The following is a 14,165-nucleotide window of genomic DNA, read 5'->3' on the forward strand; positions in this document are numbered from 1 at the left end:
GTGAGTTGATGACACGATGATGCCGGAAAGAACGCCAGCCGTCACCCCTGCATTGCACCTCACCCGTCTGGGGCACTGCACTATCCTGCTCCAGCAATTGAGGATCTTGCTCAGAGCAACTGCGGACCAAAACCTCCAAGAAAACACGAGATCCCATCAGGCAGCAGCCTACGCTAACAAGATTGAGACTTAGTAGCAACAAGTATTGCTAATGAGACCGGTTTGCATAAATGACACCCATCTATGCGGCCCCCCACTCTCTCTTTTGGCCTACTCCCCCTCTTCGCCATGACCTTGGCGATGGCACCAGCTCATGGTGCCACCATCACCAAGCTCATCGATTTCAACAATTCCGGCACCCGGGAAAGTGTGCAGAACCCGATGAGCACCCCTCTGGTGATCGGGTCGGAATTGTGGTTCACCTCAGAAGGAGGGGGTGAGGTGGGGTTCGGAACGCTGGCGAGCTACAATCTGGCGACCAATACCCTGACAAAGCGATTGGATCTGGGGGTACCCGATGAGGAGACCTTCTACGATCAGGGAAATTCACCCACCAGCAGCTTCACCCGGGATGGCAACCTTCTCTACTACACCACCACGCGTGGTGGCACTGGAGACCGTGGCACGCTGAATGTGTACAATACCACCACGGGCAGCAATACCGTCCTGTGGAACTCCCCCACCAACAGCCCCGCCACCAACCCCAACACCCCTTCAGGGAATGTTGCCGTCGTGGATCGTGGTGCCGCTGGCAAGGATGTCTATTTCATGACCGGCAACGGCGGTGCCAGCGGCTCCGGCTTCGGCACCATTCAGCGCTACAACACAGTGTCGGGTGTCACGAGCACGGTGTATGAATTTGCGGGAGGAGCCACCGCGGGCCGCCAGCCCTTCGAGGGCTTCACCCAGGTCGGTAACAAACTCTACTTCAACACCTTCACCGGCGGCAACGCCACCACCACGGGACAGACCCCAGCCTCCGGAAACGGAGCCGGAACGCTCTCAGCTCTGGATGTAACGACAAGCGGAAGTGAATCCCTCGCGACGTTGGCGCTCCTGCCACTAGGCGACGGCTCCACCCGCCTCCCCGCGCACAACCCCTTCTACAGCGCGGCGCAGAACGCCTTGTTCTTCACCACGGTGGGTACGGCAGCCCAGCCCGGCAGCCTGCAGAAGTTTGACTTTGCCACCGGCACGCTCACCACCCTCTACGAGGTAACCGGTGCCCCCACCTCCTCCGGTCCGTTCCCGGACGGTCGCTACATCTACGGCTCCGCCTTTGAGTGGGGTGGCTCCCTCTACTACGCCACACGCCAGGGTGGAGCCCTCGGCGGAGGCACGATCAACCAGTTTGACCTGGCGACCTCCACCAACACAGTCCTGTACAACCTCAGCTCCGATACAGGAAACAACTTGGGTGGTGACGTGCAGAGCGGCTTCGCCTTCTCCGACTGGGACGGCATTCCCGCCCTCTACCTGCTCACGCGCCAGGGCGGCCTCTACGACCACGGCACCTTGCTGCGCATCGATCTGGTGCCAGAGCCCTCCCGCGCCCTGCTCCTCATGGCCGGACTGGCCACCGCCTTCCTTCGTCGTCGTCGCCCGGCTTCCTTCCCCCATTCCCTCAGCCCTTTTATTTCATGAAACCCACCCCGCCCAAAGGATTCACGCTCGTGGAACTGCTGGTCACCATCGTGATCCTCGCCATCCTAGCGACCATCGGCTTCAGCGGCTACAACGCCATCAAACTAAAAGCCCTCTGTGTCAAAGACATCACCCAGATGCGGAAGATCGGCAACGGTGTGCTCGCCCGCGCGGCGGAGAACAACGGCTACTTCTACACGCGTGAGGAGATCGGCAACTCCTCGTTCCGCGCCTATCCCGACAAACTGAGCCTCTGCCAGATCCTGGATCCCTGGCTGGAAGACAAGGATGTCTGGATGAGCCCACGCCCCAATCCCAAGCTGGTTCGGTATGGCAACACCTATGCCTGGTCCCGTGCTCCGGACGTCACCCAGAAATCTCTGGGCATGCAGCAGAACCTGGGCAAGCTGCTTTTGCTCTGGAACGCCCACACCTTCACCATCCCCAGTGTGAAGAATGTCGCAGAATCCTCCAGCAACGGCGGCCCGCGCAATGCGTCCAAGCAGTATTACTTCTATCCCTGGCAAAACGGAAAAGCCATCAACTGGCTGTACGCCGACGGACATGTGGAGACACGCTAGCCTGTTCCGTCCATCACTCGTCCTCAGCATGCTGACCCTCCTGAGTGGCAGCATGCTGCTGCACGCCCAGGATCCTGCTGCGGAGGAGGGCGAGAGCGCTGAAGCAGCGGATCGGTCCGCCACCGCCGCCCTACCGGAGCGTGACCCGGCCCTGCTCGCCGCCCTAACCGCAGACTTGAGGCAGCGTTACAGCAAATCTGCCAAGGAGTGGCCGACTCCGGAGATCGATCCAGGCGTAGTCTACGCAGAACTCAGCACACCCACCATTCCAGCTGGTCCACCCGACAATCCAACCTCTCCCGCTAAGGCCACGCTGGGCCTGAGCCTCTTTTTTGATCCCCGACTCTCGGGCAGCCAGCAGATCTCCTGCGCCAACTGCCACAGTCCGGAGCTGGGCTGGGCCGATGGTCGGTCCTTTGCTGCTGGGAACTTCCGGCGCACTCTGAAACGTCACACCCCTTCCCTGCTGGGAATTGGCCATGCTGCCACGTTTTTTTGGGACGGCCGCCAGAGCACCCTGGAAGACCAGGCGACCGAGGTGATCACCAACCCGGATGAAATGGCTGGAGATCCCAGTGAGGTCGTGGCTCGCCTGCAGAAGGAGTCGGAGTTTTACGCACCGCTCTTCACCAAGGCCTTTGGCGATGCCACCATCGATTTCCAGCGCGTGGTGCAGGCGCTGGCCGCCTTTCAGCGCAGCCTCAAGGTGGGACGCGCCCCGTTTGACAAGTTCATCGCGGGCAAGCCGGGCTCCCTCAGCGATGCTGCAGTCCGGGGGCTACACCTTTTCCGCACCAAAGGACGCTGCCTGAACTGCCACCAGGGCCCCATGTTGCAAAGCGACACCTTTCACAACCTCGGCCTCACCTACTACGGCCGGAAATACGAGGACCTGGGGCGCTACAAGGTGACGGGCAAACCTGAGGATGTGGGTCGGTTCAAGACTCCAACCCTCCGCAATGTCGCCCGCACCGGCCCCTGGATGCACAACGGACTCTTTCCCTCTCTGGATGGCGTCCTGCGCCTCTACAACGCCGGCATGCCCCGCCCCCGCCCCAAGGCCGGCCAGGAGAATGATCCCCTCTTTCCCAAAACGGACGCCCTCTTGAAGCCCCTAAAAATGGATGCGGGGGAACTGGCGGACCTGAAGGCCTTTCTGGAGGCGTTGAACGAGCCCCAGGTGCGCATCCTTTCCCAGCCATTCCCTCCCATTGCCCCCTCGCAAGGAAGCTGATACGCAGGAAAGGGATCCTCGCATCAGGGCAGGCCTGTACACGGTGGGCGCAAGGCCGGGGTTTGCCCCGGCCCACCAACGCATTGCAAAAAAAAGTTCCGCGCCTAGCGTGATGTCATCTTCCTCCGAACATCCATGCAGGCCCGGCATTGTGTCGTTGCCCCCTTCCACCCGGCAGCGGCCTCTGACGAGTGGCTGGAGCTCATCCGTGCCCATTGCCTGGGGCTGGCGACCTGGCTGCAGAGCCAGGGCCAGAAGGTGACCCTCTTGTTTGCCTTTGGCGGAGAGTCGCACGGCGAGGACACCCCCCTGCCCCTGATTGCGGGAGTGGAGCAGAGCTTTCTGCCCCTGCCTGAAGGGACCCATCTTCACCTCCCTCCTTGTGTTAACCTCGAACTCTCGGTCCGGGTAGCGGATTTTCTTGGCACACGGGAGTTTGACTTCATCCATTTTCAGGATTGGAAGAGCACCGGCTTCGTGGCATTGCAACGACGCCGCACCCTGGGACTGCCTGGCGGTCCCGTGATCACTACCACGCTGCATGGGGGAACGGAACGCGAGATGGAATCCCTTCGCTGCTTCCCGGCCGGCACCGTGGATCATCTGGTAAACGGCCACGGGGAGAGGTGGTCCATCCAGCATGCGGACGTCGCCATCCTGCCCGCTGGGGAAATGGAAAACTGGGGACACGAACACCACTGGGAGTTTCCTATAACTCGGGTCACCCTGCCGCTCTTCGGCACGGACCAGAGGGCTGACACTGCCTGGGCATCGTGGCTCCCGGCTCTGCTGGAAATGAGGCCGCGCAGCTTCGGCCCCGCGGCACCGGCGGAGGCCCCACCCAAGCTCACCGTGTGCATGGCCCACCACAATCACGGGGCCTATCTGGCAGCGGCTCTCGAGTCCCTGTCCGCGCAGACCCTATCCAGCTTCACGGTCATCGTCGTGGATGACGGCTCCACGGACGCAGAATCGATCGAGACCTTCAGTGCGCTGGAAAGCCAGCATGAGCACCGGGGCTGGAAGTTCATCCGGTCCATCAACCGCGGAGCCTCGGGAGCGAGGAATCACGCCGCCCGCCAGGCCCCCACCCAGCACCTGGTGTTCATGGATTCCGACAACATCGCCCGGCCGGAGATGCTGGAAATTCTCAGCCAGTCCCTGCACCGTTCGGGCGCGGATGCGCTGACCTGCCACTTTCAGTTGTTTGCAGGAGAAGTTCCCTCCCCCACCCGTGCTGACTCCTGGTTCGCGGAATATCATGCCGTCGGCCCCTGCCTTGAAGCCGGCTTCCTGACCAACGTTTTCGGCGACACCAATTTCATCATCCGCTCCGAGGTGTTTCACAAGCTGGGAGGGTTTCGCGAACTCCCCGGCTTCAGCCTCGAGGATTGGGATTTCCTCAGCCGGCTCGTTCATTCGGGACATGACTTGGAGGTGGTTCCACAGTCGCTCTTCTACTACCGCCACCTATCCGACAGTTTCAGCCGCAGAGGCGCCTTCCATACGAATCACCTGCGAGTGATTCAACCCATGATGGACGCCTCGCCCCTCTGGGTAAAGCGCGCGCTGCTCGCATGGTTTGGCAGCGAAGGTCCAGGTCAATTCGGCAGGCAGCAGGGATACCTTCAGCTACAGGAGAAGATCGCCAGCTTGACCGCCCAGGTCGAACGGCTCCAGCAAGAGCGTGCAGAAGACAAAGAACGCTTGAAATCCGCCAAGGAAAAAGCGTCCCGCTTGCGGGACAAACTGCAGGCAGAGAAAACCCGGACCAGCAAGTTCGGCCACAAACTACGACGGCTGTTTTTCGGCGGGCAGTGAGGACATGGCGGGGAAATCCGCCACGGCCACAAGCCGGAAGTCTCAGCGAGATTCCGGTCCCGCATGTGAGCGAAGGAACCGCCCTCGCTCTCGACACCAAGCCTCCTCTCCTCAACTCCTCTATGCCGAAGGCATCACAGAGGGTAGCCGGAGGTCGAGGGAGCGTAGCGACTGACACCCCTGGTAACTTCCTGTATCTCCCCGATCCTGAAGGGGTCGCAGAACCGCCCGGCTTCCCGCCATACATCTTCCCCCCTTCACCTCACGGGCCGATCGACTGAGCGGGGCTGGGAACCCCCGCCTCCTTTATTTCCTCATCCCCCTCACTCCTGATTTGAACGTCACCCCCTCCGGCACACGTCGTCGATAGCCCCTCGACGCCACACCATGCTCTCGACACCCAACATCCCCGCCAGCCGGAAAAGGAGGCGGGATCTCCGGTCCCGCGGGTGGCCGAAGCAACAACACTCCCTCCCGGCCACCACGCCTCCTCACCACCCATCACCTCAGGGGCCACTCGAATGAGCAGACCTGCCCTCACCTCCTCAATCGGCCGGCAGCCCTCCTCGAACATTCGCCTTCCCCCTATGCCGAAGGCATCACAGAAGGTAGCCGGGGGTCAAGGGAGCGTAGCGACCGACACCCCCGGTAACTTCCTCTATCCCCCGACCCAGAAAGGGTCGCAGAACCGCCCAGCTTCCCCCAGATCCCATGTCACCCGACCCACCTCCGAAGCTGCACTCAACCACAGCAAGAGCCGAGACGGCTCTTCTACCTTACCCCTCCTCACCGCCCATCACCTCAGGGGCCACTCGAATGAGCAGGCCTGCTCCCACCTCCTCAATCGACCGGCGGCCCTCCTCGGACAATCGCCTTCCCCCGATGCCGAAGGCATCACAGAAGGTAGCCGGGGGTCGAGGGAGCGTAGCGACCGACACCCCCGGTAACTTCCCACATCCCCCGACCCTGAAGGGGTCGCAGAGCCGCCCAGCTTCCCCCAAACTCCCTTTCACCCGGTCCACTTCCAAGGCTACGCGCAACCACAACAAGAACCGGGACGGTTCTTCTACCTTGATCTTCCTCACCGCCCAGCTGCCCCGACCCTCAATGATTAAACAAAAACGCCGGTGAGTTAATCAACGCCCACGCCAGATCCTGCGCCGCCGTCAGCCGTTGGTTGGCCATCTGCAGCTTGCTCAGCTCCGCATCGCGACGCAATTGCACCAGCTTGGGATCGAGTTGAATCGGGTTCTTCGCATCAACCAGCACGCCATCCAGCTCTTTCAACTTCGCATCTTCCGGCAAAGGTTTGCTCACTGCCACCACCTGCTGCTGGGCCTTCTGATACCCCAGATCAGTCAACAGATACCCATCCTTCAATGCCGCCTGCTGCTCCTTGCTGCGCTTGTCCGGCATCAGACGCACAGCCTCCGCCACCACTTGGGAGGCACCAAACCGCAATGGCGCCTGGGCGGTCGTCACGGAGATCTTGAACCGCCCCAACTGATACCGCTGCCGCTGAAAGCCCTGCTGCATGACGATGGTAAACTGCGTACCTTCCTCGTACCCGGTCGTGGCGGGGTCCGTCTCAAACACGGCCTGCTGATACCGCCCCGTGTTGGGCGAGACTGCCCAGCCACGATCTGCCACATCGCGATTGCCATTCACAGAGGCGGCCGCGGAGAAGTCCTTCTGCTCAAAAGTGGCCTTAGGAGCCAGGAGCTTCACCGCCCCCTTCAGATCCGCATTGCGCTTGGGCGCGCCCGGCGCCTTCTGCCCGGCGGGCGTCTGACTCACCATGAACTCGGTGAGCACGAAGTTGCCGTCTGGTGCCAGGCCGGGGCCGTTGTTGGGCAGACGCACATCCGGCAGGGCCTCGATCTTGATGCCCGTGATGCCTTTCAGGTTCGTGCTGCCCCGCAACGTGTAGATCGCGTCCACATTGGGCCCCTCGGGCGTGCCAGTGACGAAGAGAGAGCCATCCAGCTGCTTCTCAATCTTCTGCACCCCCTTGGCATCCACCACGGTCAGATCCAGCGGCACCCACACGGTGGAGAGGTCCACGTACGGCTCCCAGGCCTCCTGCTTTGGCGTCGCAGCCTGCACCAGCGCCGCGGAGGCTTCCTCCGCCTTCTTGATCGCGACGGCCCGGTCGGCCTCTTTCTTGGCCACCACGGGGGCCTGTTCTTTCTTATAACCTTCCAGCGTGTTCTCCGCTGTGGCGATCTTGTCGCGACGCTCCTGCTCCATGCGGGCGATCTCCGGGGCCTGCTTCACCTCCTGCGCACTCCACTCGGCCAGGAGCCCCTTGTTCTCTGCATCCATGCCCGCCATGGCCGCCAGGGCGGCTTTGATCTCCTGCGGCGTGGGCGGACGGTTCAGGATGCGCATGAAGAGCTCCTCCACGAGCTTGCCATCATCCGGAATCTCCTTGGCCAGCTTGGCAATGGCATTGCCGGGATCGCTGATGGCATCGCCCACCGTGGGTCCGCTGATGAGCGCCATCACAGGGCCAAGCTGCACATCGTTGCTGCGCTCGCACTCACAGGCGCTCTCGCGCACCGGGCGGCCAAAGTTACCCAGGAACCCATCGGGGATCTTGGTCTGGGAATCGGCAAGCTGGGCGGCCCGGGTACCAGGAGCCACACCGGGGATCTTGCTGGTGGCACCGGTCACCGTGTAGATGGCGTCAAACAGCGCTTCCGCCGGCAGACGGCGGGCTTTGGCATGGCTGTAGTTGATCTTGTCGTCCTCATTCCATTTGTTGGTCGAAATGCCCAACTGGTAGGTGCGGGACTTGCAGATCATCTGCATGAGGTGCCGGACGTTGAAACCGCTGTTGGTGAACTCCTGGGTCAGGTAGCTCAGCAGTTCGGGATTGCTCGGCGGATTGCCCGCGCGAATGTCATCCAGCGGCTCGATCACGCCCGTGCCGGTGAGGTAGCCCCAGATGCGGTTGGCATAACTCATGGCAAAGTACTGATTGTCCGCACTGGTCATCCACGAGGCGAGTTGCTCGCGCCGCGGTGCCTCCTGCGGAGTCGCGAACTTCACTGGGTACGGGAACTCCGGTGCGGCGGGCTTGTTCGTGCGCAGGTGGATCATCTCCCCCTTGCCCGTGTCCTTCACAATCTCGAACAGCGGCTTGGCCCCTTCCACCGCCGTACCACCGATGTTCCGCTCCCCACTCGCCGGATCACGATCAAACCCGATCTGGGAGAAGAACGCCGCGGTCTGGTAGTACTGGTCCTGGTTCCACTTCTCAAACGGGTGGTCATGGCACTTGTTGCAGTTGAACCGGATGGCCAGGAAGAGGTGCGTGGTGTTCTCCATCGTCTCCTCGGGTGTGCGCAGGATCTTGTAGTAGCTCGCAGCGGGATGCTCCTTGTTGGACCCTGAAGCCGTGAGGATCGAGTAAACAAACTTGTCATAGGGCAGGTTGGACTCCACCTGCGTGCGGATCCATTCGCGGAACATCTTCGCCCCTTCATCGCCCAGGAACTTGCTGTTCACCTGCAGCATGTCCGCCCACTTGTTGGCCCACTGGTCCACAAAGGCGGGGCTGCCAATGAGCTTGTCCACCAGCAAATCCCGCTTCACCCGGGACTCGGCGGGATCGGCCAGAAAGGCGCGAACCTCTGCGGCCGAAGGCGGCAGACCGGTGAGGTCCAGATAGACGCGACGGAGGAAGTCGGTGTCGCTGCACAGCTCAGAGGGCAGGATCTTCATGCGCTGCCATTTGGCGGCGACGTATTCATCGATCTTGTTGTGCGTGGGCGGCTCCACCCAGGCGAAGCCGGAGCGGTCCCCCATGACGGTGATGGTGGTGGCGGCATAGGCCCCCTCAAAGCGCGCCAGCATGGGCGCTTCGCCACGGCGGAGGGTGGTCACCAGGCCCTGCTTGTCGGATTCCGCCACCTCGATATTGCCGCTCTCAATAAAGGCCTCGGCAGTGACGTCCTTGGTCACGCCATCCGCATAGGTGGCCAGCACCCGCATCTGCTGACGGGAGCCGATCGTCTCCACCACCGGATTGCGTGGCAGCACCTCGATCCGGGTCACGCGGGGAGAGTCCATCTTCAGACGGGTCCCGTTGGCGATCCAGGCTTTGATCGTCTCATAGTAGAGCTCTCCAGGCACGGTGATCTGGCCGCCCTCATGGGGCACACTGCCGCTGGCCTTGAGCAGCATCAGGCTGTGCCCCGGTGCCGCGATGTTGGCCCGGCGGCTCCAGAGTTCCTCGGAGAAGGCAGACACATCATAGATGGGGTCGTAGCCACGGAGGGAGAGCTTGAAGCCATTCTTCCCGTCCTTGGAGCCGTGGCAGGTGCCCATGTTGCACCCCGCCTTGGATAGCACCGGCATGACATCTCGCACGTAGTCGGGCTCAAACTTCGCCTTCACTCCAGACACCTCCATGGAGATCTCCACCTGATGCGTTCCCAAGGAAACTACCAGCGTGCCTTTGCCGTCCTCCTCGGGGCGCACCAGACCGCGTGCCGACACCGCCACAGGCAGGCCCTTGGCCTCCATCTTCACCTGGCGTGTCACGTCCGCCCGGGTGCCATTGGTAAAGTTCGCCGTCACCAGCACCTGCGCGTACTCGGTCCGTTTGCCAATCTGGATGTTGCGGGGGCTGACCTCCAGTGAGCCGATGACCACGCCCTTGGGCAGGGTTTCAGGAGTCAAATCCTTCTCCACACTGCTGCGCACCGTCTCATCCGGGATGGCCGCCTCCAGCGCCGCCAGTGTTTTTTCATCTGCCAGCGGCACGCTCACGATCTCCTTCACCACCGTGCCGGCGGCCACATCCACCAGTCGCACCCGGCCATCCTCCCCGCCCACGGCCACAGTCTTGCCATCCGGGCTGAAGGTGAGGGCGAACACCCCACGCTCCATGGGCACGGACTTGAGCTGCTTCACATCCTTGGTCACCCAGGCCTCCAGCTGCTTCTTCTCATCCGCGCTCTGGCCGCTCACCACCTTCTGCACGATGGCCTGGATCTCCTTGGGCATGGCGGGGTCAAACTCCGCACTGTAAAGAGTGACGCCTCCGCGGCCCTCATAGCTGCTGCCACACGCGATGACCTTGCCATCCGGGCTGTAGTCCACGGTGAAGATGCGCCCCTCCACCGCAGGGAACCGGCGGATCAGGTTGGCATTGTCTCCAATAACCCGCTTCGTCTCGCGGAACACACGGTAGATCTGGGGGGCCCCGTCCGCACCGCCAATGAGGATTTCATCCCGCTGGGGGTGCCGCGTTACCGCGTGCATGCCGCCCTTGAGCGCACCGGGGGTGATGGAAGTAATGTTGTCCACGAAGCGCTTCGTGGACACCTCGGTCAGCTTCGCGCTCATGTCCCGGCCCGCGCCGATGACGTGGCTGCCGTCTTTGCTCCACACGGTGTCCAGCACCCAGTCGTTGGCCGATCCCGTGAAAAGCACTTCCTTGCCTGTAGCGGCCTCGATGGCCCGCAAGGAATTATCCGCCCCGCCAAAGGCGATGAGCTTGCCGTCTGGCGACCAGCTTGCCCCGTAGAGAGTGTCAAAGGTGACACTGGCGCTGACCTCGAGCTTCCGCTTCGCCACATCCCACACCTGGATCTCGCCCATGCGTCCCGGGCTGCCCCCGGCCACGGCCAGACGAGTGCCATCTGGTGAAAACACCACCTTCTGAATGCGCTCCGACAGTCCCACTAGCCGGGCCTCAATCCCGCTGCCATCCGCACGATGCAGCAGCACTTCATGGTAACCCGCCACCGCGATCAACTTGCCATCTGGGGAGTAATCCAGCGAGGTGATCAGCGGGGCAGTGCCGTACACGGGTGGGTGCTCCATGTCGTACTGCTGGCGGGCTGAGACCGGCGTGTCATCCTTGGCCCCTTCCGTGATCCACCGTTTGATCAGCGCGATCTGGGTGGCGTGCAGAGGGTCCGCCTTCTGCGGCATCTCCGCCTTGCCGGTGGCATCGGGGGTGATCTCCTTGAGCAGATGGCTGGCATCCGGCTGGCCGCCCACCACGGCATTGCCTTCTTCACCGCCCTTCAGAAGGCGGGTGAACTCCGTCATGATGTAGTCGCCCTTGGCCTTGGAGGGCTGGTGGCATCCGTAGCACTGACCCTGAAAGATGGGGCGGATCTGCTTGTAGAAGCTGACGGGGGCATTCGGGTCCACCACCTCCTCTTTTTTCGGGGCGGCATATCCCAGCGAAGGCCACGACAGAACCGCGCCCAAGGTGGTGGCGATTGCCAGCAGCGACGTGAACCGGGCAGAAGCAGATCGGGAGGAAGGAATCATGGAAGACGGGCGGGGTCGTGTTCTGTCTGAAAATGGAAAAAGGAGACACGGACGATCCAGGCGGCGCGGGAGTCGGTGGCATACGCCCTCCCACGGCGGCATCAGATCATGTCACCACACGTAAATCGTCAGGGCGATGCGAATTCCCACACCGCTACCAGATTTCCCATGATGGATGCGCAGATCATGCATGGGTGGATTCCCGCCAAATGTGGGCCCCGCCAGCCTCATCCCGGCCCCCGTCGCGAAGCGTCTTCGGAGTGCGTGCGGCTCGACGCCGCTTTCGCCAGCCGGAAATCCGTCTGCGTCCCCAGGCCTCTGCCTGCCTGATCGCGTCCAAACTGCCAAGGCTGGAAAAACGAACTCAGCCCACCTCGCAACTTGCACACCGCGGACTCCGCCTGCTGAATGGCGCTCATGCGCATCGCCTGGCTTCATCCCTTCTCCCTCGTCTCGTTGCTGGCTCTCACCTCGCCGCTCCAGGCAGAGCCCGCTGCCCCCGTCGCCCCAACCGCCCCGACTACCGCCTCTGTGGTCGCGCCCGCAGGGAACACGGCCATCATCCCCGTGGGAAAACTGGAAAGGGACTTCTATGACTGGGATCAGCGTCATGCCGCAGTGCTCGCGGTGAAGGACCAGGTGAAGCCGCAGGTCGTGCTGATCGGCGACTCCATCACGCACTTCTGGGGTGGCCCGCCCAATGAGGCCAAGGGCAACCGGGGCAAGGAAGCCTGGGCAGCCACCTTCGGCGACCTGCCGGTGTTGAACCTCGGCTTTGGCTGGGATCGCACCCAGAACGTGCTCTACCGCATCCAGCAGGGTGAACTGGACGGCCTCATCCCCCGGCTCGTGGTGATCCACATCGGCACCAACAACCTGGCAGGCACCAAGAACGCCCGCGCCAACACCCCGGCGGAGATTGCCGAAGGCATCGGCACCATCGTGGATCGCGTGCATGAGAAGTGCCCGGACGCCGCCATCGTGCTCATGGCCGTCTTTCCCCGTGGTGAGAAGCCGGACAACGGCTACCGCACGAAGATCAAGGAAATCAACGAACACCTCGCACCGATCGGCAAACGCAACGGCGTGACACTTATCGACCTCACCAGCAAGCTCACCAACGCCGATGGCACCATCTCCCGCGAGGTCATGCCTGATTTCCTGCATCCCGGTGAGAAGGGATATGCCATCTGGGGCGAGGCGCTGAAGCCCCATCTTCCCAAACATTGAGCTTTGGTTTTGCCTCTTTCTCCACGAAGATGCCCCACGGCGAGACTCCGCCTGACCTCCCCTCCCCCTGCCCATGAGCAAAGGCCCCGATTTCGAGCAATTCCGCGTCACCAAAGGTGAAGACTTCAATCTGGGGGACTTCCCCACCAAGATTCCCAATCTCTACCTGGATGAAACGGACTACCTGGAGAAGCTGGGCAAGTATCGTGATGATCTACATGAGATGCAGCTTCAGATGTATGCTCATGACCGCTACGCCATGCTGGCCATCTTCCAGGCCATGGATGCCGCAGGCAAGGACAGCACCATCGAGCATGTCTTCAGTGGGGTGAATCCTCAGGGCGTGGATGTGTACTCCTTCAAGAAACCCAGCGAGGAGGAACTGGACCATGACTTCCTCTGGCGGGCCAACACCCTCATGCCCGGTCGCGGCAAGATCGCCGTCTTCAACCGCAGCTACTACGAAGAAGTGCTCGTCTGCAAGGTGCATCCGGAGATCGTCACCAAGATCCAGCGGCTCCCCGAGCGCGCCGTGAAAAACATGGGTAAGCTTTACGAGCAACGCTACGACAGCATCCGCGATCTGGAGAAACACCTGCACCGCAACGGCACCCATGTGGTGAAGTTCTTCCTGAACGTCTCCAAGCGCGAACAGGCGAAACGTTTCCTCTCCCGTCTGGATGACCCGGAAAAGAACTGGAAGTTCAACGAGGGCGATCTCTCAGAGCGGCAGTACTGGGACGACTACCAAAAGTGCTACCAGAAGGCCATCCGTGAAACAGCCACCCCGGAATCCCCCTGGTACATCGTCCCGGCCGACAGCAAGAAAAACATGCGCCTCCTCGTGGCCGCCATCATCCGGTTTGAGATGAAGAAGTTCCACCTCGCCTGGCCCGAGTTCCCGCAAGAACACCGAGACGCCCTCACCCGCAGTCGCGACGTGCTCATGAAGGAACTGGAGAAGAAGCCCAAGGGTTAGAGGAGTCGACCATGTGGCGTCAGGTTGCCACGCAGACCGGTTGTCCCAACCGGTCTGGGAGGCGGAGCGATGCCACATAATGCTTGGGGAGCGCACGCATCCTGCGTGCTGTTCGCGGCATCTTGCCGCGAACGTCAGTCAGCGCACGACATCGCATCCGCCTGACCTGGAGGCGTTGATGGCAATGGGCAGATAGCGGATGCTGTCGGCCTTCCCACCTGATCATCCTCTGCGGAAGTACCCAGGGTCTCCGTCCACTTCGTGACCTTTGCCCCCGGGCTGGGCTCTGCGGGCCTTTCAGGCCCAAAACCTCTGAGGGGATCTACCGCAGACTGAACCAGAATCGAATCCTCGGCGACCACCCCGATCGCGCGTCCGA

The 14,165-nt window shown here is 62.0% G+C and carries 7 protein-coding genes; 6 read left to right on the top strand and 1 reads right to left on the bottom strand.

Annotated elements, in window-relative coordinates; genetic code table 11:
* The first annotated feature begins 288 nt into the window (after positions 1-288).
* The 4 genes from BV106_RS31535 (at position 289) to BV106_RS36545 (ending at position 5,280) form a co-directional block, all read left to right on the top strand.
* Positions 289-1,644, top strand: a complete 1,356-nt coding sequence (locus BV106_RS31535) for a PEP-CTERM sorting domain-containing protein (RefSeq protein WP_265596274.1) — start codon at positions 289-291, stop codon at positions 1,642-1,644.
* Entirely contained in the window at positions 1,641-2,225 is a 585-nt protein-coding gene (locus BV106_RS36540) for a prepilin-type N-terminal cleavage/methylation domain-containing protein (RefSeq protein ID WP_051946640.1), read from the top strand. Before BV106_RS31535 ends, BV106_RS36540 begins: the two co-directional genes overlap by 4 nt.
* Positions 2,226-2,253: 28 nt before the next feature.
* Complete coding sequence (locus tag BV106_RS31545) at positions 2,254-3,459, top strand: cytochrome c peroxidase (protein WP_038171562.1); 1,206 nt, start codon at positions 2,254-2,256, stop codon at positions 3,457-3,459.
* 135 nt (positions 3,460-3,594) lie between these two features.
* Entirely contained in the window at positions 3,595-5,280 is a 1,686-nt protein-coding gene (locus BV106_RS36545) for a glycosyltransferase (protein ID WP_051946642.1), read from the top strand.
* A gap of 1,104 nt (positions 5,281-6,384) precedes the next feature.
* Here BV106_RS36545 and BV106_RS31565 read toward each other — a convergent pair.
* On the bottom strand, positions 6,385-11,577 hold the full coding sequence (locus tag BV106_RS31565; protein WP_038171568.1) for a DUF1549 domain-containing protein: 5,193 nt from the start codon (positions 11,575-11,577) through the stop codon (positions 6,385-6,387).
* A gap of 417 nt (positions 11,578-11,994) precedes the next feature.
* On the opposite strand from BV106_RS31565, the gene BV106_RS31570 reads away from it, so the two are divergent.
* On the top strand, positions 11,995-12,807 hold the full coding sequence (locus BV106_RS31570; RefSeq protein WP_265596275.1) for a GDSL-type esterase/lipase family protein: 813 nt from the start codon (positions 11,995-11,997) through the stop codon (positions 12,805-12,807).
* A 73-nt stretch (positions 12,808-12,880) separates the two neighbouring features.
* Complete coding sequence (locus BV106_RS31575) at positions 12,881-13,786, top strand: phosphate--nucleotide phosphotransferase (protein ID WP_038171570.1); 906 nt, start codon at positions 12,881-12,883, stop codon at positions 13,784-13,786.
* Positions 13,787-14,165: the final 379 nt, after the last annotated feature.

The organism is Verrucomicrobium sp. BvORR106 (assembly GCF_000739655.1).
Lineage (GTDB): Bacteria > Verrucomicrobiota > Verrucomicrobiia > Verrucomicrobiales > Verrucomicrobiaceae > Verrucomicrobium.

Excerpts from the sequence above, each read along its gene's own strand:
- BV106_RS31535 (WP_265596274.1), top strand. The coding sequence starts at position 289 with ATGACCTTGGCGATGGCACCAGCTCATGGTGCCACCATCACCAAGCTC.
- BV106_RS36540 (WP_051946640.1), top strand. The coding sequence starts at position 1,641 with ATGAAACCCACCCCGCCCAAAGGATTCACGCTCGTGGAACTGCTGGTC.
- BV106_RS31545 (WP_038171562.1), top strand. The coding sequence starts at position 2,254 with ATGCTGACCCTCCTGAGTGGCAGCATGCTGCTGCACGCCCAGGATCCT.
- BV106_RS36545 (WP_051946642.1), top strand. The coding sequence starts at position 3,595 with ATGCAGGCCCGGCATTGTGTCGTTGCCCCCTTCCACCCGGCAGCGGCC.
- BV106_RS31565 (WP_038171568.1), bottom strand. The coding sequence starts at position 11,577 with ATGATTCCTTCCTCCCGATCTGCTTCTGCCCGGTTCACGTCGCTGCTG.
- BV106_RS31570 (WP_265596275.1), top strand. The coding sequence starts at position 11,995 with ATGCGCATCGCCTGGCTTCATCCCTTCTCCCTCGTCTCGTTGCTGGCT.
- BV106_RS31575 (WP_038171570.1), top strand. The coding sequence starts at position 12,881 with ATGAGCAAAGGCCCCGATTTCGAGCAATTCCGCGTCACCAAAGGTGAA.